A 21,679-nucleotide genomic window follows, 5' to 3' on the forward strand; every position below is an offset into this window, starting at 1 on the left:
AACGGCGGGCCTTTTCAATTCCTACGAGCGCGATCAGCGCAGGTCCGGCGGGGTGGTGGACACCTTCAGCTCTGCCACGATCTCGTCCAGCGACATGGTCGAGGTCTTCTGCTCGCCCAGACGGCGGACCGAAACGGTGCGCTCTTCCACTTCGCGGGCACCAATGGCCAGGATGAACGGCACCTTGCCCAGCGAGTGTTCGCGGATCTTGTAGTTGATCTTCTCGTTGCGCTTGTCGGCCTCGGCGCGTACGCCGACGGCTTTCAGCGCTTCGACAACCTCGTCAACGAAACCGTCCGCATCCGAAACGATCGACGCGACAACGACCTGACGCGGCGCGAGCCAGAACGGTAGCTTGCCTGCGTGTTCTTCGATCAGGATGCCGATGAAACGCTCGAACGAGCCGAGGACCGCACGGTGCAGCATGACGGGGCGGTGCTTCGCGCCGTCCTGACCGATATAGACTGCGTCCAGACGCTCGGGAAGGTTCGGGTCGACCTGAAGGGTGCCGCACTGCCAGTCACGGCCGATGGCGTCGGTCAGCACGAACTCCAGCTTCGGACCATAGAAAGCGCCTTCGCCTTCCTGAATCTCGTAGTCGTAGCCCGCAGCCTTACACGCATCGCCCAGCGCCGCTTCGACACGGTCCCAGCTTTCGTCCGAACCCACGCGCTTTTCGGGGCGGGTCGACAGCTTGATGGTCCAGTTGTGGAAGCCGAGGTCGGCGTAGATGCCTGCGAGGAAGTCGATGAACTTCTTCGTTTCCGCTTCGATCTGGTCGTCGGTGCAGAAGATGTGCGCATCGTCCTGCGTAAAGCCGCGCACGCGCATGATGCCGTGCAGCGCGCCCGACGGCTCGTAGCGGTTGCACGATCCGAATTCGGCCATGCGCAGCGGCAGGTCGCGGTAGGACTTAAGGCCGTGGTTGAACACCTGCACGTGGCACGGGCAGTTCATCGGCTTCAGGGCATTCACGGTCTTCTCGCGGGCGTGGTCTTCGTCCACTTCCACGATGAACATGTTTTCCTGATAGTTTTCCCAGTGACCCGAGGCTTCCCACAGCTTGCGGTTCACGACCTGCGGGGTGTTCACCTCGACATAGCCGTCGCGGTACTGCTGGCGGCGCATGTAGTCCTGCAGCTTGGTGTAGATGGTCCAGCCGTTCGGGTGCCAGAACACCTGACCCGGCGCTTCTTCCTGCATGTGGAAGAGGTCCATTTCCTTGCCCAGCTTGCGGTGGTCGCGCTTCGCCGCTTCCTCCATCATGGTTTCCCATGCCTTGAGGTCTTTGCGGTTCTTGAACGCCACGCCGTAGATACGCTGGAGCATCGGACGCGAGCTGTCACCGAGGAAGTAAGCACCCGCGACGTGGGTCAGCTTGAACCCGTCGGCAGGCACTTGGCCGGTGTGCTGGAGGTGCGGACCACGGCAGAGATCCTGCCAGTCGCCGTGCCAGTACATGCGGATGTCTTCGCCTTCGGGGATGCGGTTCACCAGCTCGACTTTGAAGTTCTCGCCGCGATCCTCGTAGAACTTGATCGCGTCTTCGCGGCTCCAGACTTCGGTCTTCACAGCGTCGCGTGCGTTGATGATCTCTTTCATCTTCGCTTCGATCTGACCGAGGTCTTCGGGCGTGAACGCTTCTTCGCGGTCGAAGTCGTAGAACCAGCCGTTGTCACGGATCGGACCGATGGTGACTTTGACGTCCGGCCAGATCTCTTGCACGGCACGCGCCATGATGTGCGCGAGGTCGTGACGGATCAGTTCCAGCGCGGGCGCGTCGTCCTGCATGGTATTGATCGCGATCTTGGCGTCCGCCTCGATCGGCCACTGGAGGTCCCAGTGTTCGCCGTTCACGGTCGCGGAAATGGCCTTCTTCGCCAGCGAGGGTGCGATGGACTCGGCCACCTGCGCAGGGGTGACGCCTGCGTCGTACTCGCGCGAGTTACCATCGGGGAATGTCAGGGAAATCTGGCTCATCTTGGCCATGCTCCTCGTCGTTTTGGCGCCCACGGAACGCCCGGTTGCGGGTTATGTGTGTGCGCCTAATTGATGCGCTGTTCGCAGGGTGTCAAGACAAACCCGAAATCCGCCCTAAATCCATGAAGCGATCTGGATGTGAGACGGAATTGAATATGAGCGACATGGCAGCCGAAGAGCTTTTCGAGAAGGTAGTGAACGACCCCGATAAGGACGGCGGTCTGAAATCGGACGCCCGCGATGCCGAGCCGCGCAACTTCTTCCACCACGTCATCGCGCTCTCCTGTTCCAAGGTTGCCGACGGTCTGATCGACCCCAAACTGGTGCTGAGCTGGCTCCTCACCAACCTCGGCGCGGGCGCGTTTCTGGTCGGCCTTCTGGTCCCTGTGCGCGAGGCCGGATCACTTCTGCCGCAGATTTTCACCGCAGGCGCTATCCACGGAATGCCGCGCCGCAAATGGGCGTGGGCCGCAGGCTCCGCAGGGCAGGGGATCGCCGCTGCTGGCATCGTGCTGTCGGCGCTGTTCCTTGACGCGCAGACCGCAGGTGTCGCCATCGTCGCACTGCTCGCGCTCCTCGCTGTCAGCCGTTCGGTCTGCTCGGTCAGCTTCAAGGACATCCTCGGCAAAACCGTCGGCAAAAGCCGCCGTGGCACCGTTACCGGCGGCGCGGCCTCTGTCGCATCCGTCGCCGTGATCGTGTTTGCGGGCCTCTTGCTGTCGGGCCTCATCGACCGCTTCAACCTCGTAATCGGCGCCATCACCCTTGCCGCGCTGGGCTGGTTCCTTGCCGCTGTCACCATGGCCTCGCTCAAGGAATTCCACGACGAGGGCCAAGCGAAAACCGCGATGCCGAAGCCGTGGGCCACGCTGAAAAAGAACCCGCAGCTCGCCCGTTTCATCCTTGTCCGTTCGCTGCTCGTCGGCACCGCGCTCGCCCCGCCGTACCTCGTGATGCTCGCCTCCTCGGGCCAGCAGGAAACAGCAGAGCTTGGCGGCCTCGTCCTCGCCTCCGCCATCGCGTCCTTCATCTCTAGCTACGTGTGGGGCCGCCTGTCCGACAAATCGTCCCGCCGCGTGATGATCTACGCGGGCCTTGCCGCCGCCATCGCGCTGGGCCTTGCGATCTTTGTCGGCTACGCGGGCCTTGCCTCCACCGTTTGGGCCATGCCGCTCGTGCTCTTCGGCCTGATGGTGTCCTACCACGGCGTGCGTCAGGCGCGTTCCACCCACCTTGTCGATATGGCAGGTCCCGACCAGCGGGCCGAGTTCACCGCCGTCTCCAACACCCTTGTCGGCGTGTTCCTCCTGATCGCAGGTGCCGCCGCTGCCGCGCTCGCCAACTTCGGCGCGGGGCTTGTCATCGGGGTCTTTCTTGTGATGTCTGTCGCGGGGGCCGTTCTGGCTCTGGGACTGGACGAGGTGCAAGAATGACCGACTATCTGACAACCGCGCAAGGCCGCCGGATCGCCTACAACCTAACGGAAGGCAAAGCGCCCTACGTCGTGTTCTGCGGCGGTCTGAAATCGGACATGGAGGGCACTAAGGCGCTCGCCCTCGAAGAATGGTGCAAAGCGCGCGGCCAAGGTTTCCTGCGTTTCGACTACTCCGGCCACGGCATCAGTTCCGGCAATTTCGAAGACGGCTGCATCGGTGACTGGAATGAAGACGCCTCCGCCGCGATCGACCTCGTCGATGGCAAAGTGCTCCTCGTCGGCTCGTCCATGGGCGGCTGGCAGTCGCTGCTGCTTGCCCGTGAACGCCCTGAAAAAGTCGCGGGCCTCGTCACCATCGCGGGCGCGCCCGACTTCACCGAGGATGGCTACTGGGCCGGCTTCACCGAAGAGCAGCGCGCCACGATCATGAACGAAGGCCGCATCGAGATCCCCAACGAATACGTCGAACCCTACGTCATCACCCTACGCCTGATCGAGGATGGCCGCACCCGCCTGATGCTCCGCACGCCGCTGTCGTTCGACTTCCCCGTCCGCATCCTGCAAGGCAGCGCGGATGATGTTGTGCTCCAGTCGGTCGCGGAAAAGCTCTTTGCCCACGCCAGCGGCGACGACATCCGCCTGACGGTCGTCAAAGGTGCCGACCACCGTTTTTCTGACGATGCCTGCATCAAGCTGATCAACGACACCGTTGCGGAAATTCTGGCGCTGGTCGGGGCAGGGGACTGATCTTTCTCTTTTCCTCGGCCCCTCGCACGCTAAGGTGAGACAAGAGCAAAGTAAGTCGCCCTCCGCGCGGCAACAGGTAGTCCATGTTAGAGCCACTGGTGTTTTTGCCCGACATCGCCACCGATGTCCGGCTGTTCCTGCCGCAGATCACGGCCATGACGCACGAGCGTCCGGTCATGGCGGCTCCGGTCGGGCAGGGCGACCGCGTGGATGACATCGCCTCCGCTCTGATGCTGTCGCTTCCGGCCAAATTCGCGCTCTGCGGTCAGGGCCTCGGCGGTATGGTCGCGATGGAGGTCATGCGCCGCGCCCCCGAGCGTGTTCTGCGCATCGCCCTGATCAACACCTCGCCCTTGCAAGAAACCCCGCAGGACGCTGCCGAGCGCGAGGTGCACGTCATGGCCGCCCGCGCTGGCCGTCTGGAGGACGCGGTGACGGGCGAAATTCCGATCAGTAGCCTCGCTCCCGGACAGCACCGTCAGGACGTCATGAACAAACTCATGGCGATGGCGCGTACCGCTGGGGCGGACCTGTTCGTCCGCCAGTCCCGCGCCATGCAGCGCCGCCGCGACCAGCAAAGCACCCTGCGCCGCGTCCGCCAGCCCGCCATGGTGATCTGCGGCGAACACGACACCGTTTTCCCGATGCGCAGGCAGGAAACGATGGCCAGCCTCATCCCCGATGCCAAGTTCGTCGTGATGCCCGATGCAGGCCATATGCCCAGCCTTGAGGCACCCAGCGCACTGACCAAACACCTGCGGGATTGGCTGGCCATGCCGCAGGCGTGGTGATCATTTCGGGATCGCACTGCTGTAAGGCGTCACGTCTTCCTTGAACGGAATGTAGCGTTTGCGAAACGGCCTATCGGCCAGCACCTCGGGCGCGCTCAGACGGTCCATACGGAAGTAGCGGAAATCATCGCGCATCGGGTCCCAGCTGACCAGATACCACAGCGGCGGCAGGATCAGCATCGCCTGCGGCTCCACCTCCCGCATCGTCTCACGCCCGTTCTTGTCGCGGTAGGCAAAGCGGAGCATCCGCCGCTCCAGAAACGCCAGTTCGAACGCGGGCAGCAGCGCGTCGTCCATCTCCCGCATGTCCGACAGATCGAACCCCGGTGCGAGGTTGCCGACGTGCAGACAGTCCAGCATCAGCCGCAAGTCCTTCACGCGGTCAGCGGGCAGGGCCTTTTCAATCTTCGCCAGCCCCGCATCCGCCAGCCCTGAAAACGGGATCGCGCCCGCCGCCTTGGCAGCGCCGACCGTGACAATTAGCGAAAACACCTCTGCCACCGACAGGCGGGAGGCTTTCTGCATCGACTGCGGATCAAGCTGCAAACCGCCCCCGCGTCCGACCTCTGAATAGATCGTGTAGCCTTCGTCCCGCAGGGCCGAGATGTCCCGCAGCACCGTTCGCCGCGACGCGCCGACCTCTTGGGCCAGTGCGTCAATGGTCGCAGAGCCGTTCCGCAAAAGGGTGCGCAGGATGGTGTCTTGTCTGAGTCTGACGTTCATGAAACCACCCTAGCACTAATGGTGACACTTTATGGCACTGTTTCTGGCTACCCCTGTTTCAGCAACTCGAAAACAGGAGAATCCCATGAACATCCAAACCAATACCGCCGCCCAGTACATCAACCCGACCGACATGGTGGAGACCACCCGCAACGGCTACTCCCAAGCCGTCATCGCCCCCGCAGGCAAGCGCATGGCCTATATCTCCGGCCAGACCGCGAACTACCACGAAGGCGCGATCACGCCCGATTTCGACGCTCAGGTGCTGGAGGCATACGCCAACCTCGCCAAGGTGCTGGACTCGATGAACGCCCGCCCCGATCAGGTGGTGAAACTGACGACTTATGTCGTTGATCACGACCCGAGCAAGTTCCCGATCCTCGTCAAAGCGGTCATGGACCTGTTTGGTGACGCCCGCCCCGCGCAGTCGTTGGTTCCCGTACCGTGCCTCGCCGTGCCGGGACTGAAGTTCGAAGTCGAAGCCGTCGTCGCGATCGACTGACCCTAGGCCAGTCCCGCCTCTGCCATGAGGCGGGCGGCCTCTTCCTCTTCCAGCCGCTCCCGCGCCGCGCCCATGACGGGCACCTTGCCGACCTCAAGCAGCATCGGCGCGGCCAGCGGGGGCAGATGGTCCGTCACCACATGGTCGATCCGGCCCTTGGTGCGGGTCAGCATTTCCTCGATCCGGCCAAAGTCCACGAGCCCGCGCATTGCCTCTTCGCGGGTGATCCGCAGCAAGAGGTGCTCGGGGTCATACTTGCGCAGCGTGTCATAAAGGATGTCTGACGAGAACGTCGCCTGCTTCCCGTTCTTGCGGGCGGCAGGCGCGTTGCGTTCGATCAGCAGCGCGATATTCGCCACCGCGCGGAACGTCCGCTTCATCACCGCGTTGCCTTGCAGCCAATTGTCCAGCCCGTCCCGCAGCCCTTCGGGCGCCAGCAGCGGGGCAGGGTCGTGGACGTCCTGCAATCCCCAGATCAGCGTGGCATAATCGGTGGCAACAAAGCCCAAAGGCTCCAGCCCCGCAGCCTCCATCCGCTGCGTCAGGATCAGCCCGAGCGTTTGCTGCGCGTTCCGCCCCGCAAAGCCGTAAAAACATGTGTGCGCACGGCCATCCCAGCGGAAGCTCTCCACCAGCAAGCGGTCGGTCTGCGGCATGTGGGATCGTTCGCGCTGGAGGCCCAGCCACTCCGCCGTATGCGCGGGCAGATCGGGCCACGATGGCTGGTTCAGCATGTGAACGATGCGTTCCGATAGCTGCGTAGAGGTCGCGAACTTCGTCCCGCCGAACGTGGCGACCTTGGGCTTGTCGGAGGCAGAGCGCGTCACCTCCACCGTCATTTCCTTCAACCCCTGATAGCGCACGATCTGCCCGCCCATCAGGAACGTATCCCCCGGCGTCAGCGTCGCGGCAAAGCCTTCCTCGACCTCGCCCAGCGGTTTGAAGCTGCCCTTCATCCGCACTTTCAACGTATCGGTGTCCTGAATGGTGCCGATGTTCATGCGGATGCGCAGCGCGGACCTCGGATCACGCAGGTTCCAGATGCCCGCAGGCCGCTCCACCAACCGCTGCCAGCGATCATAGGCCCGCAGCGCGTAGCCGCCGGTCGCCACGAACTCCAGACAGTCGTCGAACGCTGCCCGCGTCAGGCTCGCGTAACCGCCTGCGCTGCGCACTTCGTGGAACAGGTCTTCGGCGTTGAACGGCCCCGCACAGGCGACCGTCAGGATATGTTGACAAAGGACATCCCGCGGCCCCGGACCGCGCGGATCACCGTCGAGATCATGCGCCAGAACAGCCTCAAGCGCGGCAACGCATTCGATCACCTCGAAGCGGTTGGCAGGGACCAGCAGCGCTTTCGACGGCGCGTTATAGCGGTGGTTCGCCCGCCCGATGCGCTGCACCAGACGTTTGACGTTCTTGGGCGCGCCCACCTGAATGACCAGATCGACGTCGCCCCAGTCGATGCCCAGATCGAGGCTCCCCGTACAGACGACCGCCCGCAGCTCACCCCGCACCATCGCCCCTTCGACCGCCTCGCGCTGATCGCGTGACAATGATCCGTGGTGGATGCCGATGGGCAGACCCTCGTCATTGGCCAGCCACAGGTGGTGAAAGAAAATCTCGGCCTGCGCGCGGGTGTTGTGGAAAATCAACGTGGTGCGGTGCTTGCGAACCTCCTCCAGCACGGCGGGGATCGCATAGCGCGCACCGCCGCCCGCCCAAGGCGGCGGCTCGTCCGTCACCAGCATGGAGATGTCGGGATCGGGGCCGGGGTCGGCCTCCACAATCGTGCAGCCATGCGGATGCGGCGCCATCAGATCGGCGAGGGCAGGTGGGTTCTCCACCGTTGCGGAAAGCCCGACCCGCCGCATCTGCGGCGCGAGCCGTTCCAGCCGCGACAGCGCGAGGAACAACTGGTCGCCCCGCTTGCTCTCGGCCAGTGCGTGGATTTCGTCAATCACCACCCGCTGGAGCGTCGCGAACATCGTCTCCGCCTCGGGATAGGAAAGCAGCAGCGCGAGGCTTTCGGGCGTCGTCAGCAAAATCTGCGGCGGATCGACCCGTTGGCGTTTCTTGGCGGTGCCCTTCGTGTCGCCAGTCCGGTCCTCAATGCGGATCGGCAGGCCCATTTCCTCGACAGGGCGGGTAAGGTTGCGGCGGATGTCGCTCGCCAGTGCCTTCAGCGGCGAGACATAGAGCGTATGCAGCCCCTTATGCCCGTCCATCAACTCCACCAGCGTCGGCAGGAACCCCGCCAGCGTCTTGCCCCCGCCCGTCGGTGCGATTAGCAGCAGGGACTTTTCGGACGCGCGGTCCAGCAGCGCCGCTTGGTGCGGGTGGATGCTCCAGCCTTGGGCAGAGAACCAGTCGGTGAACAAAGGGGGAAGATCGCGCATCCCGCTAATCTGGGTGATTGCGCCCTGCCGTCAAGTCCTGCGACGAAGGGTGCAGGTCAACCGACTGGACACAGGTGCGTCAGCCGCTAGAAAGTTGGTATGAGAAAACCCGTCGACATTCCCGCTCTGGCCGCCAGCCTCAAGGCCGGCGAGCGCCGCGCACTGGCCCGCGCGATCACCCTCGTGGAAAGCGGCCGCGCCGATCACCGCGCCGATGCGCTGGCCTTGTTGGACGCGCTGGGCAGTGACCGTCAGGCGCTGCGGATCGGTCTGTCGGGCACGCCGGGTGTCGGCAAATCCACCTTTATCGAAGCCTTCGGCCTGTTCCTTGTGGAAAAGGGGCTGAAGGTCGCCGTGCTCGCCGTCGATCCGTCTTCGGCACGTTCGGGCGGCTCGATCCTCGGGGACAAAACGCGGATGGAGCATCTCTCGCGCCACCCGCTCGCCTTCATCCGTCCGTCTCCGTCGCAGGCCCAGATGGGCGGCGTCGCCCGCCGCACCCGCGAGGCCATCGCGCTCTGCGAAGCTGCTGGCTATGACGTTGTGCTGATCGAAACCGTCGGCGTCGGCCAGTCCGAAACCATGGTTGCCGAGATGTGCGACCTCTTCACGCTACTCCTCGCACCCGCTGGGGGTGACGAGCTGCAAGGCGTGAAGCGCGGTATCATGGAGATCGCGGACATTATCCTCGTGAACAAGGCCGACGGTGATCTGAAATCCCAAGCGACCCGCACCTGCGCCGATTACGCTGGCGCGCTGCGGCTGCTGCGCAAACGTCCGCAAGATCCCGAAGGCTTCCCGAAAGCGATGACCGTTTCCGCTGTCGAGGGCAGGGGCCTTCCCGAAGCGTGGGACGAGATGACCGCGCTTGCCGACTGGCGCAGGGATCATGGCCATTTCGTGGGCCGCCGCGCCGAACAGGCCCGCTACTGGTTCCATGAAGAGGTCCGGCTCCAACTCCTCGAACGCCTCCAGCGCGACCCAGACCTTGCCGCGACACTGGCCGCCGAGGAAACCAAACTGGTCAACGGTGACTCCACCCCGACCGTCGCCGCCGCCAACGTCCTCGCCAGCTTCGCCGGAGGCGCGAAGTGACCCAAGCAGAGCCGGTGGTCGAACGCCTCTTTGATGGCAAACGCCTGCGGCTGACTCTCTTCTGTTATGGTCACCGCAAACTGCTGGTGAGCTTCGACAACCGCATGGCCAGCCGCAAAGGCTTTGCCGAGGTCGCCCCGCTCAAAGCCTTTGCCCGTTCCGGTTTCGACCAGCTTGCCTTGCGCGTGTCGAAAAACGACTGGTTCATCAACGATGAAACCGAGGCCGTCGAGGCCATCATGTCCCAGCTTGCTGGCGAATATGACGAGGTCATCACCTTCGGCTTTTCCATGGGCGGCTATGGCGCTTTCCGCTTTGCCAAACCGCTGGGCGCGAGTCGAATCCTTGCCGTCTCTCCGCAGTGGTCGATCCACCCCGAGGACGTCCCGAACGACCCGCGCTACCGCAAGGACGCCCACCATTTCGACCGTACGCTTGGAGCCATCCCGCCCACAGGTGCGCAGGGCATCATCATGGTTGATCCGTTCAACCGCCTCGACCTCTGGCACTCTGACCATCTGCTGGAGATGTTCCCCAAGGTCCGCCGTGCCCGCGTCGGTTTCGCAGGTCACCCCGCAGGGAAGGTGCTCACGAAAACAGGGCGTTACCCGCTGCTCCTCAAGGCGATCACTGCCCCCACGCCCGACCGCGGTCTGATCTGCCACGCCCACCGCGAGGCCCGCAGGGAATCCCCCGACTACTTCCGCAACCTCGCCAAATACGCCGATACCCGCCGTCCCGAGGTCGCCTCCAAGGCCCGCCGCCTCGCGCGGCGCACCGAACGACAGGCCGCCGAAGACCAATAATTGTTGACCGCTGAGGGGAAACTCCCTAAAGGCTGCACCTCATGACGGAACCTGCAATGACAGGGGCCGCATCGGGCTATGCCCGTAACCCAAGCCGGCCCTGGTGGCCGGGACAACAAAATAGGTGATACTATGTCGCGCAAATGCGAACTGACCGGTAAAGGCCCCATGTCGGGCAACAATGTCAGCCACGCCAAAAACAAGACCCGTCGTCGCTTCCTGCCGAACCTGCAGGACGTTACGCTCGGTTCGGACGCTCTTGGCCGCACCTTCCGCCTGCGTATTTCTTCGGCTGCCCTGCGCACCGTTGACCACCGTGGCGGTCTGGACGGTTTCCTTCTGAAAGCCAAAGACGCCGATCTCTCGGCTCAGGCTCTGAAGATCAAGAAAGAAGTCGTTAAGGCAACTGCCTAATCGTCTTTTGACTGACTGACTTTATTGCCCGGCCGTCTTGGCCGGGCTTTTTCGTTTTCAGGGGCTGCGACCAACAGGCGCTTCACCCCGCCCGAGCGGCCTGCTAGATATCCCGTCATGCTGATGCTCCGCCGATATCTGGCTATCGCCCTTGTCCTGCTGGTCGCCGTGACCTCGCAGCAGATGGCGATGCTCCGCGGAGAGCCCAAGGCCGTCGCCGCCGCCGTCTATTGTCTGAACGATGTCGCCACGCACACGCTGGTAGACAAAGACGGCAAGCCCGTCGGTCCCTCGCATCTGTGCCCCGATTGCGCGCTGTCGCTGTTTGTCGATGCCGGCACCGCCGTGCAGATGCCCGTCCGGATCGAGGGCCGGTCCCTTGCCCTGACGTTTGCCGAAAATACGCTGCCCGTCAGCGCCGCCAGCCCCACCGCGAACGCCCGAGGTCCGCCGCTGTTCGTCTGATTTCCATCCATAGAAACAGACAAACCCAAAGGACTCCACAGATGAAAACCATCCTTTCGCTCGCCGCTGCCGCAACCCTTTTCGCATCGGCCGCTGCCGCTGACATCGAAGTGCACCACGCCTACGCGATCCAGTCGAGCCCCGTTGCCCCCGCTGGCGCAGCCTTCATGGTCATCATGAACACCGGCGATGCGGACGACCAACTGATCGCGGCGACCTCCGAGGTCTCGGCCCGCACCGAACTGCACACCCACATCATGGAAGACGGCGTCGCCAAGATGCGTCAGGTCGAAGGCGGCTTCACCATCCCCGCGCAGGGCCATCACGAGCTTGCGCGCGGCTCTGATCACGTCATGTTCCTCGGTATCAAAGAGCCGTTCGAGGACGGCGATATCCTCCACGTCACGCTGACCTTCCGCGATGCGGGCAACGTTGAGGTCGACATTCCCGTGGACCTTGGCCAGCTTTCGAACATGAACAGCATGAGCCATGACGAGATGATGGAAAGCGAAGAACACGAGATGGAACACGGCTCGGACAGTCACTAACCATCACGAGCGGCGGGGGTGACCCCGCCGTTTCCGTTTGCGCCCCGCGCCGCCGCGATTATGGTGCGGCACATGACCCAGCCTTCCGTTCTTTTCGTCTGTCTCGGCAACATCTGCCGCAGCCCCGCCGCCGAAGCCGTCGTCCGTTCGCTCGCGCCCCATTGGACGCTGGACAGTGCAGGGACGGGCCGCTGGCATATCGGAGAGCCGCCCTACACCGCCATGCAGGACGCCGCCCGCAAGCGCGGCATCGACATGAGTGACCTACGCGCCCGCCAGTTCACCCGCGCGGACTTCGGCCGGTTCGATCTGATCCTGTGTATGGACAGCGATAATCTGGAAACCGTGCTGGACATGCAGCCGAAAGGCGACACCACCGAGGTGCGCCTTTTTGCAGATGGTCCCGTGCCGGACCCCTATTATTCGCGTGATTTCGAAGGCTGCCTGAACATCATCCAGCAAGCAGCCGAAAAGCTCGTCAGCGGCAGATAGCTTCGGCGGTCGCAACGAACGCCTTATAGCGCAGCCAGAACGCCTCGTGACCCGAGTTGTCCGACTGGCGCATGTCCTGCGCTTTCTGCGGATCGGCAAAGAACTCCGCCGCGCGCGCCTGATCCGACCCGCGCAGGGTCACGTTGGCAGCGCGCTGGACGCAGGAACAAAGCTCAGGATTGGCTTGCGACCGGCCCGCGCTCATACACGCTTTCCCGACATCACCACTGACGCGGCTTCCGCCACATGAGGTCAGAGTCAGTACAGCTAAAGCCGCAAAAATGAAGCGCGTCATGGATCGTCCTGCTGATGTCGTGACCTGCGCCCGAGTTATCCGGTGTCATCAGGTCTGGTGCCTTACTTAACACTGCCAGAACGTGTGACCACTGTCTACGTGCGCAAAAGGATGCCTCACATCCGCGCGAGCGCTCAGCGATCCTGCATTCCTTTGCCAGCGCGGATCTTGTCTTCGTACTTGTCTATTCTATTTGTGCGGGTCTGCGATTGCTTCGCCCCGACGAAAAAGATCAGATACCCACGCTTCCGGCCGGGCGTAAGTGCTTCGAACGCCTCGGCAAAATCGGGATCGGCTTCCATTTTTGCGATCAGCTCTTCGGGATAGTCGACCTCGCGGTGCTGCTGGAAGTCCACCTTCTTCCCATCGCGGTGCAGCCCGAAAACCTCCTGAATCGTTGCGCGGATCAGCGCGTCATTTTCACGGATCGCCTCCAGACTCGTGAAGCGCAGAAAACGACCGGCGCGCGAGTGCTCGCCCGGCACGATCAGCACGCCTTCGGGATCGGATAGCAGCGCCCCGCGAAACAGGTTCAGCGTCGCCCCGTCCTTGAAGCTGCTCACCACCATCATATTGGTGCCGTCAGGGTCCCACGTAAAACACGGCTGCGACCACTTCAGCGCCTCCGACACAGGCTCGCCCTCGGCCTCTTCCTGAACGATCTTGTAGAGCGCCAGCATCTCTTCGCGCCACGTTGTCGCTTTCTCGAAATACGCGTCGATGCTCTTGATGGACCTGTCCATGAGGCTCCCCCCTGTCTCTCGCCGTACAATGATCGCCAATCAGGGCCAAAGCAACAGAACGCTGTGCGGTTCTGTGGATTGACAGAATCCGGCCTTTGTCTACCACTGGTTGCCGCGCCCGTTGCCAGGAGGGGGCGGAGCTATGACGATGACCGCCCCTATGATGGACGAAAGCGCCGTCCGCCGCCGTATGCTGATGGTCTTTGCCGTGCAGGGCATCATGGCCGCTGCGCTCAACATGCGTATCCCCGATATCCAACTGTCGCTCGGCCTGTCGGAATCGCAGCTTGGCTACATCCTCGCCTTCGGCACCATCGGCGCGGTGATCGTCTTTGTGCTGTCGACATCGCTGGTGGACCGGTTCGGCACCCGACGCCTGATTATCGGCACCAACCTCATCATGCTGGGCGCGATCCTCGGTGCGGCTATAGCGACCTCGGGCGCGGTTCTGGCCGCGTCGCTGCTTGTGTTCGGCGCGATGATGTCGCTCTCCAATATCGGCATCAATGTCGAGGCTGACAGGGTAGAGGCCGCCACCACCGGCCGCCTCATGAACCGCTGCCACGGGCTCTGGAGCGTGATGTTCTTCGCCTCCACCGCAGCCTCCGCTGCGATCCGCGCGCAGCACATCTCTCCGTTCATCCATTTTCTGATCTTCGGCGCGATCTACGCGGTCCTCACCGTTGCCCTCGCCGGTCCCATGACCGAATGCCCACCGCGAGAGGTCCAGTCCGGCCCCAAGCGCCGCTTTGTCCTGCCCACGCTCGCGGTCTTCGGCCTTCTGGCCTACGCGGTCGGCGGCGACCTTCTGGAAGGCGCGAGCCGCACGTGGTCGACAATCTACATGCGCGACGAATTCGACATCTCCCGCGCGCTGGAAGGCGTCGCTGCCCCGACCGTTGTCCTCGCCATGGCGCTCGTTCGCCTGACCGCCGACCGTCTGGTTGAACGGATGGGCGCGCCCGCGATGGGCCGCCTTGCTGCAATCACCGCTTTCGTAGGCCTCCTGATCGTCACCATCGCTCCGAACGCCTACATCGCGATCCTCGGTTTCGCCCTTGTCGGCATGGGCATCGCGCCGGTTTATCCGCTGACCATTTCCGCCGCCGCACGGCTTGGCGATCGCCCCGCAGCCGACAACGTGGCCGCCGTCGCCCTGGTGTTCCAAGGGGTCATGCTCTTCGCGCCGCCGGTCATCGGTTTCGTCGCCGAAGGCTTCGGCATCCGCACCGCTTTCGGCCTCTTCCTGCCGCTTCTGCTGCTCAGCATCCTTATGGCCCGCCGCCTGAAGTAAGGGCAGGGGAGGACTGCGCGTCACCGCGTCCGTATTCCGCGTTCACCCCTTGCAAAAAGTGGCGTTCGGCCTCATAGGAAGCCGTTAATCCACCCCTATAGGGCTGACTACGATGACCGAGCTGAAGAACATCCGCAACTTCTCGATCGTTGCGCACATCGACCATGGTAAATCCACTCTGGCAGACCGTCTGATCCAGATGACTGGTACCGTGGCCGAACGCGACATGAAGGCACAGATGCTCGATGCGATGGACATCGAACGCGAACGCGGCATCACCATCAAGGCGAACTCCGTCCGTATCGAATATCCTGCCAAGGACGGTGAGACCTACATCCTCAACCTGATCGACACTCCTGGTCACGTCGACTTTGCCTACGAAGTCTCCCGCTCCATGCAGGCGGTCGAAGGCTCGCTGCTGGTTGTCGATGCCTCGCAGGGCGTCGAGGCGCAGACCCTCGCGAACGTCTATCAGGCGATCGACGCTGGCCACGAAATCGTGCCCGTCCTGAACAAGGTCGACCTTCCCGCCGCCGAGCCCGAGCGCGTGAAGGAAAACATCGAGGACGTCATCGGCATCGACGCTTCCGAAGCGATCCCGATCTCCGCCAAAACCGGCCTCGGCATCCCCGAAGTGCTCGAAGCCATCGTCCAGAAGCTGCCCGCCCCCACCGGCGACCGCAACGCGCCGCTCAAGGCCATGCTGGTCGACTCGTGGTACGACCCGTACCTCGGCGTTGTCGTCATGATCCGCGTCATGGACGGCGTCATCAAAAAGGGCGACCGCATCAAAATGATGCAGACCGGTGCCGTCTACGGCGTCGACAAACTCGCCGTCCTCAAGCCCAAGATGGTCGACATCCCCGAGCTTGGACCGGGCGAGATCGGCATCTGGACCGGCTCCATCAAGCAGGTCCGCGACACCCGCGTCGGCGACACCATCACCCACGAGAAAAAAGGCACCGACAAGCCGCTGCCGGGCTTCAAACCCGCCCAGCCGGTCGTCTTCTGCGGCCTCTTCCCCGTGGACGCCAACGACTTCGAAGACCTGCGCGACGCGATCGAGAAACTCGCCCTCAACGACGCCTCCTTCTCCTACGAGATGGAAACCTCGGCCGCTCTGGGCTTCGGCTTCCGCATGGGCTTCCTCGGCCTCCTCCACCTCGAGGTCGTCCGTGACCGCCTCGAACGCGAATACGACCTCGACCTGATCACGACCGCCCCCTCGGTGGTCTTCAAGATCCACCTGCGCGACGGCGAGGTCCGCGACCTGCACAACCCCGCCGACATGCCCGACCTCACGCTGGTCGAACACATCGAAGAGCCGCGCATCAAGGCCACCATCATGGTGCCCGACGAATACCTCGGCGACGTGCTCAAGCTCTGTCAGGACCGCCGCGGTGTGCAGCTCAACCTCACCTACGCGGGCACCCGCGCCATGGTGGAGTACGATCTGCCGCTGGCCGAGGTCGTGTTCGACTTCTACGACCGCCTCAAGTCGGTGACCAAGGGCTACGCCTCCTTCGACTACCAGATGCTCGAATACCGCGAGGATAACCTCGTCAAGATGTCGATCCTCGTGAACGAAGAACCCGTGGACGCGCTGTCGATCATGGTCCACCGCGACCGCGCCGAATCCCGTGGCCGCGTCATGTGCGAAAAGCTCAAGGACCTGATCCCCCGCCACATGTTCAAGATCCCCGTGCAGGCCGCCATCGGTGGCCGCGTCATTGCCCGCGAGACCATCGCCGCCATGCGCAAGGACGTGACGGCCAAGTGCTACGGCGGCGACGCCACCCGTAAGCGCAAACTGCTCGACAAGCAGAAGGCCGGTAAGAAGAAAATGCGCCAGTTCGGCAAAGTCGAAATCCCGCAGGAAGCCTTCATCAACGCGCTGAAGATGGATAATTGATCCACCTCCAGTTGTGATGCTACAAAAAGCCGTCCCGATGTGGGGCGGCTTTTTTGTTTGGGTTGGCATGATTGAACTTATTAGCCAGAGTTTGTCGTATGGTTTGCAAGATTTAGATTTGCACAGTCCTTCGTCTTGGGTCCTCTCAGACGCAATTATAGATAATGAAAGAATAAACTATTGGGATTGGGCTGCGGCCAATGCGTCTGCCTTCGGTGGGTTCTTCTCAGGTTTGGCATCCGGGGCTGCAGCATATTTCATTTTCCGCCAAGGTATAAAAACAGAAAGAAAAAAACAGTCTATTGCGGAAAGAAAAATTCAATCTCAAAAAGCGCTTTCGGCATTTATGAAAATTAGGAAATACGTAGACAGCGCAGTCAAAATTCGTCACCAGCAAAGTCTTGAATATCCAGTAAATATAATGGGGCCAAGCGATATTCCAATGCGACCTTTTTCGGTTTTGCCGGCTGAAAATCACGATTTTCAGTTTGAGCAAATATTAGTTGATGAGGTCATATTTTTGGCAAAGTCTTCATCCAGCGAGTTTTTACTGAACGATGTATTCGATTTAGAGGCTTGGGCACGTCGGAGAGCTGCGCTTTGTTCTGAGTATAGCAAGCTCCGGCATGAATGGGATCAATGGTTTTCAAATCTAATCCCATTGCAGGCATACTTATTGGGCAACAAAAAAAGTCCACCGGGATTGACCGGTTCGATGATATTAGAAGCAAAAATACGTATGTCGAAAATGAATAGTCTTCTAAGCGGAATTCTTGATGATCACCTTGGTGCAGATAGACAATATGTTGAGGTCTTGGAGCAATATCACATACATGCTTCGGCCGAGTTTGAGGGTGATTTCCCCCTTGGTATGGAGATCAGCGAGCTTTTGGCTATGGTGTTGCGGATCGAAGGCGCCCCTAGCTAGGGCGCCGCTGCGTCGTCGGGTTTCATGCCGATCGACTCACTCCCCACTCAAAGCCTGTCGCACCCTGTGACCTGCCCCCAAGAAACTGGGCCATTCAAAAGGAGAGTTTGTTCTCGTAACGTTCGAAGCAACGAGGAGAACAAAGAATGCGTAAATCACGTTTCACGGAAGAACAGATTGTCCGGATTTTGCAGGAATATACGGCCGGGGCGAAGGTCGCGGAGCTGTGTCGCAAGCATGGCATGTCGGATGCGACGCTCTACAAGTGGAAGAGCCGGTATGGGGGCATGCAGGTTTCCGAACTGCGCCGCCTGAAAGATCTGGAAGCCGAGAACGCTGAACTCAAGCGGCTTCTGGCGGATGCCATGCTCGACAATTCGGGTCTGAAAGGGCTGCTGGCAAAAAACTCCTGACGCCTGCACACCGCCGGGATGCCGTGAAGACGCTGATGGCGGATCATCAGTTCACGGAGCGGCGGGCGTGCAGGCTGGTCGGGATTTCGCGGTCGAGCCTGGCCTATCGGGCACGGCCAGACCGCCATGTGCGACTTCGAGAACGCCTGATCACTCTTTCAGGCAAACACAGGAGGTATGGTTATCGCATGCTGCATGCCAAGCTTGTCCGCGAGGACTTCAAGGTGAACGTGAAGGTCGTCGAGCGCCTCTATCGGGAGGAGCGCCTATGGCTGCGCCGGACGAAGCGCAAGAAGATCCCGCGCGAGGCGCGTGAGGGCAGTTGGTGCCCGATCGCTGCCAACCAGCGTTGGTCGCTCGACTTCACCAGCGATGCGTTGGCCAATGGCCGGAAGTTCCGCACCGCCAATCTCAAGGACGATTGCACCCGCGAATGCCCGGTGATCGAGGTGGACTTTTCTCTGCCTGGTGAGCGGGTTGTGGAAATGCTGGAGCGGGTTGCCCGGGAGCGAGGATACCCCGATATCCTGGTCGTTGATAACGGCCCGGAACTTCGTGGTCGGGCCATGGACAGATGGGCCGATGATCACGGCGTGCAGCTGTATTTCATCGACCCGGGGAAACCTACGCAGAATGCTTACATCGAGAGCTTCAACGGGCGGTTCCGCGAGGAATGCCTGAACCAGCACTGGTTCACGAGCATCGGTGAAGCCCGAGAGATTATCGAAGAATGGAGGGCCGATTACAATACGGAACGCCCGCACAGCAGCTTGAAGTATCAGACGCCGGAGGAGTTCGCCGCAGCGCGGCCCTTCGACAAAACGCAATGGGCACCGACGCTTGAGCTACCTGATGGCTCCGCGCCTGCGCCCATTGCTCACGCAGCCGAATGATGGCACACAAAAGGGGAACAGGCTCTTCTCACAAGTGGCCCTGAGAAAAGGGGCAGGTCAGTAGGACTCTCTCGGCCTCTTGGGTTAGTTCGTAGTGTTCGATGTGGAGTTTGGCGAAGCGCCAGTCCTGTAGGATGCGTTCCATCTCGCTTTCGTGCTGGTCCATCGGTTTGCCCATCATCCGGTCGAGCGCGCGCATGTGGTGGGCGGGGACGACGCCTGCGGCGGGGCGGCCGTGTTTGAGCAGCCAGATGTGGGCGTTGTTCTCTATGACCCAGTTCACATTTTTTGACGCGTGGATGCGAAAATCTGTGAGGGAAAGCTTGCGTAACGGTGCCACGCCCATGGGCATCTCCTTTTTGCGGCGGTGATCGCACCTTTTTCTGGGGCGGTTAGGGTGCGAAGTGCGGAATTCAGGTGCAATCGCCCGATTCACAAACCTTCCGATCGCACCCTTTTCGCGCCCCGATAGGGTGCGGACTCAAGCTATCGCACCCCCGCGAAAACGCCCTTAACGCACCGTCCGCAGGGGTGGTTGACCTACCTCAAGGCGGGCTCTGTTAATTTATGAGATTATCGGGATGTAACAGGAAAGGGCCCCAAATGCTCCGTCTCGCATCCGTTTTGTACTCCCTGATCTCCACCACACTCGCCGGCACCTTCGTCGTGGCGGCCTTGGTGATGGGGCAGGACACCCTTCAACCCATTGTAATCGCAGCAGCTTTGGGTTTTGTCGCAGCACTGCCAGTTACGTGGCTCGTCGCCAAAGCGATGGTCGAGCGCTGACCCGCGACGGAATCCCCGCGCACGTCCGTATTACTCCCAAACCAAAGGAGTTAACGATGACCTACGTCTCAGCCACCTACCTGATTTTCCTGGGATTCCTCACCGCTACCGCACTAATTTCGGGCGTCGGCATCTAAAAAGGCCGCCCCAGTGGGACGGCCCTTAAAAGGTAAATGTTAAGCCGCGAAGCGGAAGGTCTTGTGGACCCCGACGTCCGGCAGATGGTCCTCATCCATGTTCGCCCGCGCGATCTCAAAACCGAAACGCAGGGAGCTTTCGGTCGAGCCCCAGACCGAGGCGTCAGCCAGCGTCAGGCGCAGCAGCGTGACCTTCGGATCCTCGCGGCCCTTCTCGAACCACGCGCCGGCAACGGGCGACCACAGCTCGTCCAGTTTCGCTTGGTCCTCGACCTGCTCAAGCGTACCTGCGAGGCAGGCGTGGAAGTCCTGATCCTTGCCGACAATGCAGTAATGCGCGCGGCCACCAAGGCCCACAGCGCGGACCAGATCGGTGTCCGAAGAGGTAATGAAATAAAGGGTATTGGTGTCCCAATCGGTGAAGTGGGTCATCGGCTGCATGTGCTGCGACGAGCCTTCGACGCCCAGCATACCAACGCGGACATCGTCCATTTTCTCGATGAGAGCGTGGCGCGGATCGTGTTCGATTTCTTTGCGGATAGACATGGTTTTGCATCCTTTCAATTGCTTGCCAATCCAACGCCGTAGGCGGCGCGCGGTTCCGTCACGAACACGTCACGGAACGAAGCCCGCCTTTTGCACGTTACTCTCCAAAGCTTAATGAGGAGCAAGTTATGCGTGCTTTACTTTGGGTCGTCGCCCTGATGACCGCTTCCGCCCTCGCCGGCGCCGCCATCATCATGGTTCTCGCTCTGGGATTTTATACGGGCTACGCGTTAACGCTGGCTGTAGTGACCGGCCTGATCATTTCCATTCCGGTAAGCTGGGTCGTCACCCGCGCCATCGGCAAATCCGACCCGCACTGGTCGGTCAAACGCGATGCAAAGATCTAACACTATGAAGACACTGTATTTTAGCTACATCATCGCCATGGTCGGCCTCACCAGCCTCGCACTGATGACATCGAACTTCATCTAAACGAAAGGGCCGGATCACTCCGGCCCTTCGCTTCTATGCATTCAGGAAACTGCGCACCGCTGCCTCGAATTCCCGAGGCTTCTCGGCATGAAGCCAGTGTCCCGTGCCCGGAATTTTCGCGAAAACGGCGTTCGGGAACAGCTCTTTGATCCGCGCACGATACTCCGGCAGAACGTAAGTCGACTCGGCGCCTGACAGGAAAAACGCAGGTCCCTCGAAACGGCCGCTGACCTCAGGAAAACCGATGATCGCATCCATGTTCGCTTCCAAAGCGTCAAGGTTCAGCTTCCAGCGTTTCTCTTTCAGATCAAGGCTCTGGAGGAAGAACGCCTTCAAACCGTCGTCGATATCACCAAACTGCGCGACCGCATCAGACCGCTGGTCGACCGTCGATAGATCCACCCCCCGCATCCGCTCGATATTGTCACTCTGGGTATGCGCATAGCCCACAGGCGCGATGTCAGCGACAATTAGCTTGCGCACTTTCTCGGGGTGTTTCAGCGCCAGCATCATCGACGCCTTGCCGCCCATTGAGTGACCCAGAACATCCCACTGTCCGTCGATCACCTCGGCCAGATCGTCCGCCAGATGCGGGTAATCATGCACGTCCGACCATTCGCTGCTACCGTGGTTGCGCATATCAACAGCCACAACGCGCCGCTCATCCGATAGCCGCTTGGCAATGACGCCCCAGTTGCGGCCCGATCCGAACAGGCCATGGGCGATCAGCAGATCGGGATTGCCGGTTTTTTCACCGTGGAGAATGGTATTCAGCATCGTTCACCTCTTCCCCGCAGCTATACCAGCCACAGGGCAAAGCAACACCCCGCCGCTTTTCATTCTGATTAAAATACCTCGGGGGTGAATGCCCGCAGGGCAGAGGGGGCAGCGCCCCAATGCGCC

The 21,679-nt window shown here is 61.5% G+C and carries 24 protein-coding genes; 16 read left to right on the forward strand and 8 right to left on the reverse strand.

Going from position 1 to position 21,679, the window contains the following annotated elements; all coding sequences use genetic code 11:
* Window positions 1–33 precede the first annotated feature (33 nt).
* Complete coding sequence (gene thrS, locus IF204_RS01885; protein WP_194094215.1) at window positions 34–1,980, reverse strand: threonine--tRNA ligase; 1,947 nt, start codon at window positions 1,978–1,980, stop codon at window positions 34–36.
* A gap of 155 nt (window positions 1,981–2,135) precedes the next feature.
* Here thrS and IF204_RS01890 point away from each other — a divergent pair, with 155 nt between their 5' ends.
* The 3 genes from IF204_RS01890 (at window position 2,136) to IF204_RS01900 (ending at window position 4,953) form a co-directional block, all read left to right on the forward strand.
* The gene (locus IF204_RS01890; protein ID WP_228069024.1) at window positions 2,136–3,413 is read left to right on the forward strand and encodes an MFS transporter; all 1,278 of its coding nucleotides are present in this window, start codon (window positions 2,136–2,138) and stop codon (window positions 3,411–3,413) included.
* Complete coding sequence (locus IF204_RS01895; protein ID WP_194094217.1) at window positions 3,410–4,162, forward strand: alpha/beta hydrolase; 753 nt, start codon at window positions 3,410–3,412, stop codon at window positions 4,160–4,162. Before IF204_RS01890 ends, IF204_RS01895 begins: the two co-directional genes overlap by 4 nt.
* Window positions 4,163–4,245: 83 nt before the next feature.
* Complete coding sequence (locus IF204_RS01900; protein ID WP_194094219.1) at window positions 4,246–4,953, forward strand: alpha/beta fold hydrolase; 708 nt, start codon at window positions 4,246–4,248, stop codon at window positions 4,951–4,953.
* Here the strand turns inward: IF204_RS01900 and IF204_RS01905 are convergent, their stop codons facing one another.
* Complete coding sequence (locus tag IF204_RS01905; RefSeq protein WP_194094221.1) at window positions 4,954–5,676, reverse strand: helix-turn-helix transcriptional regulator; 723 nt, start codon at window positions 5,674–5,676, stop codon at window positions 4,954–4,956. It abuts the gene before it with no gap.
* A gap of 85 nt (window positions 5,677–5,761) precedes the next feature.
* On the opposite strand from IF204_RS01905, the gene IF204_RS01910 reads away from it, so the two are divergent.
* On the forward strand, window positions 5,762–6,178 hold the full coding sequence (locus IF204_RS01910; protein ID WP_194094223.1) for a RidA family protein: 417 nt from the start codon (window positions 5,762–5,764) through the stop codon (window positions 6,176–6,178).
* 2 nt (window positions 6,179–6,180) lie between these two features.
* Here IF204_RS01910 and IF204_RS01915 read toward each other — a convergent pair whose 3' ends face one another.
* Window positions 6,181–8,577, reverse strand: coding sequence for a ligase-associated DNA damage response DEXH box helicase (locus IF204_RS01915; RefSeq protein ID WP_194094225.1), 2,397 nt, complete (start codon window positions 8,575–8,577; stop codon window positions 6,181–6,183).
* Window positions 8,578–8,676: 99 nt separating this feature from the next.
* On the opposite strand from IF204_RS01915, the gene meaB reads away from it, so the two are divergent.
* The 6 genes from meaB (at window position 8,677) to IF204_RS01945 (ending at window position 12,397) form a co-directional block, all read left to right on the forward strand.
* Window positions 8,677–9,672, forward strand: coding sequence for a methylmalonyl Co-A mutase-associated GTPase MeaB (gene meaB / locus IF204_RS01920; RefSeq protein WP_194094227.1), 996 nt, complete (start codon window positions 8,677–8,679; stop codon window positions 9,670–9,672).
* Window positions 9,669–10,478 (forward strand): alpha/beta hydrolase, encoded by an 810-nt coding sequence (locus tag IF204_RS01925; RefSeq protein ID WP_194094229.1) that lies wholly within the window; start codon window positions 9,669–9,671, stop codon window positions 10,476–10,478. Before meaB ends, IF204_RS01925 begins: the two co-directional genes overlap by 4 nt.
* 132 nt (window positions 10,479–10,610) lie before the next feature.
* Window positions 10,611–10,892 carry a 50S ribosomal protein L28 gene (rpmB, locus tag IF204_RS01930; RefSeq protein ID WP_167637683.1) on the forward strand — a complete coding sequence of 94 codons (282 nt, stop codon included), beginning with the start codon at window positions 10,611–10,613 and terminating at the stop codon, window positions 10,890–10,892.
* Between the two features lie 117 nt (window positions 10,893–11,009).
* Window positions 11,010–11,357, forward strand: coding sequence for a hypothetical protein (locus tag IF204_RS01935; protein ID WP_194094231.1), 348 nt, complete (start codon window positions 11,010–11,012; stop codon window positions 11,355–11,357).
* A 41-nt stretch (window positions 11,358–11,398) separates the two neighbouring features.
* The gene (locus IF204_RS01940) at window positions 11,399–11,905 is read left to right on the forward strand and encodes a copper chaperone PCu(A)C (RefSeq protein ID WP_194094233.1); all 507 of its coding nucleotides are present in this window, start codon (window positions 11,399–11,401) and stop codon (window positions 11,903–11,905) included.
* A 72-nt stretch (window positions 11,906–11,977) separates the two neighbouring features.
* Window positions 11,978–12,397, forward strand: a complete 420-nt coding sequence (locus tag IF204_RS01945) for a low molecular weight protein-tyrosine-phosphatase (protein WP_194094235.1) — start codon at window positions 11,978–11,980, stop codon at window positions 12,395–12,397.
* Here IF204_RS01945 and IF204_RS01950 read toward each other — a convergent pair.
* Together IF204_RS01950 and IF204_RS01955 are read right to left on the reverse strand one after the other, a co-directional pair.
* Complete coding sequence (locus IF204_RS01950) at window positions 12,384–12,692, reverse strand: arginine transporter (protein WP_194094237.1); 309 nt, start codon at window positions 12,690–12,692, stop codon at window positions 12,384–12,386. The two genes, IF204_RS01945 and IF204_RS01950, sit on opposite strands and share 14 nt — an antisense overlap.
* Before the next feature lie 134 nt (window positions 12,693–12,826).
* On the reverse strand, window positions 12,827–13,435 hold the full coding sequence (locus IF204_RS01955) for a YdeI/OmpD-associated family protein (RefSeq protein WP_194094238.1): 609 nt from the start codon (window positions 13,433–13,435) through the stop codon (window positions 12,827–12,829).
* A 142-nt stretch (window positions 13,436–13,577) separates the two neighbouring features.
* Here IF204_RS01955 and IF204_RS01960 point away from each other — a divergent pair, with 142 nt between their 5' ends.
* The 4 genes from IF204_RS01960 (at window position 13,578) to IF204_RS01975 (ending at window position 18,875) form a co-directional block, all read left to right on the forward strand.
* Window positions 13,578–14,729, forward strand: a complete 1,152-nt coding sequence (locus IF204_RS01960) for an MFS transporter (protein WP_194094240.1) — start codon at window positions 13,578–13,580, stop codon at window positions 14,727–14,729.
* A gap of 112 nt (window positions 14,730–14,841) precedes the next feature.
* Complete coding sequence (gene lepA / locus IF204_RS01965; protein ID WP_194094242.1) at window positions 14,842–16,641, forward strand: translation elongation factor 4; 1,800 nt, start codon at window positions 14,842–14,844, stop codon at window positions 16,639–16,641.
* Between the two features lie 67 nt (window positions 16,642–16,708).
* Window positions 16,709–17,569: a hypothetical protein gene (locus IF204_RS01970; RefSeq protein WP_194094244.1), complete on the forward strand. Its 861-nt coding sequence runs from the start codon at window positions 16,709–16,711 to the stop codon at window positions 17,567–17,569.
* 146 nt (window positions 17,570–17,715) lie between these two features.
* Window positions 17,716–18,875 (forward strand): IS3 family transposase gene (locus IF204_RS01975; RefSeq protein ID WP_194093722.1). Its coding sequence is split into 2 segments (ribosomal slippage): window positions 17,716–17,968 and window positions 17,968–18,875, totalling 1,161 coding nucleotides; the frame shifts between segments, so codons are not numbered across the junction.
* Window positions 18,876–18,903: 28 nt separating this feature from the next.
* Here IF204_RS01975 and IF204_RS01980 read toward each other — a convergent pair.
* Complete coding sequence (locus IF204_RS01980) at window positions 18,904–19,221, reverse strand: hypothetical protein (RefSeq protein ID WP_194094246.1); 318 nt, start codon at window positions 19,219–19,221, stop codon at window positions 18,904–18,906.
* Window positions 19,222–19,478: 257 nt separating this feature from the next.
* Between IF204_RS01980 and IF204_RS01985 the strand changes: the two genes are divergently transcribed.
* Window positions 19,479–19,661 (forward strand): CTP synthetase, encoded by a 183-nt coding sequence (locus IF204_RS01985; RefSeq protein WP_194094248.1) that lies wholly within the window; start codon window positions 19,479–19,481, stop codon window positions 19,659–19,661.
* 176 nt (window positions 19,662–19,837) lie between these two features.
* Here IF204_RS01985 and IF204_RS01990 read toward each other — a convergent pair whose 3' ends face one another.
* On the reverse strand, window positions 19,838–20,344 hold the full coding sequence (locus IF204_RS01990; protein ID WP_194094250.1) for a pyridoxamine 5'-phosphate oxidase family protein: 507 nt from the start codon (window positions 20,342–20,344) through the stop codon (window positions 19,838–19,840).
* A gap of 128 nt (window positions 20,345–20,472) precedes the next feature.
* On the opposite strand from IF204_RS01990, the gene IF204_RS01995 reads away from it, so the two are divergent.
* Window positions 20,473–20,691, forward strand: coding sequence for a hypothetical protein (locus tag IF204_RS01995; RefSeq protein WP_194094252.1), 219 nt, complete (start codon window positions 20,473–20,475; stop codon window positions 20,689–20,691).
* Window positions 20,692–20,809: 118 nt separating this feature from the next.
* Here IF204_RS01995 and IF204_RS02000 read toward each other — a convergent pair whose 3' ends face one another.
* Entirely contained in the window at window positions 20,810–21,553 is a 744-nt protein-coding gene (locus IF204_RS02000; RefSeq protein ID WP_194094253.1) for an alpha/beta fold hydrolase, read from the reverse strand.
* Between the last annotated feature and the right edge of the window lie 126 nt (window positions 21,554–21,679).

This window comes from Marivivens aquimaris (assembly GCF_015220045.1).
Taxonomy (GTDB): Bacteria; Pseudomonadota; Alphaproteobacteria; order Rhodobacterales; family Rhodobacteraceae; genus Marivivens; species Marivivens aquimaris.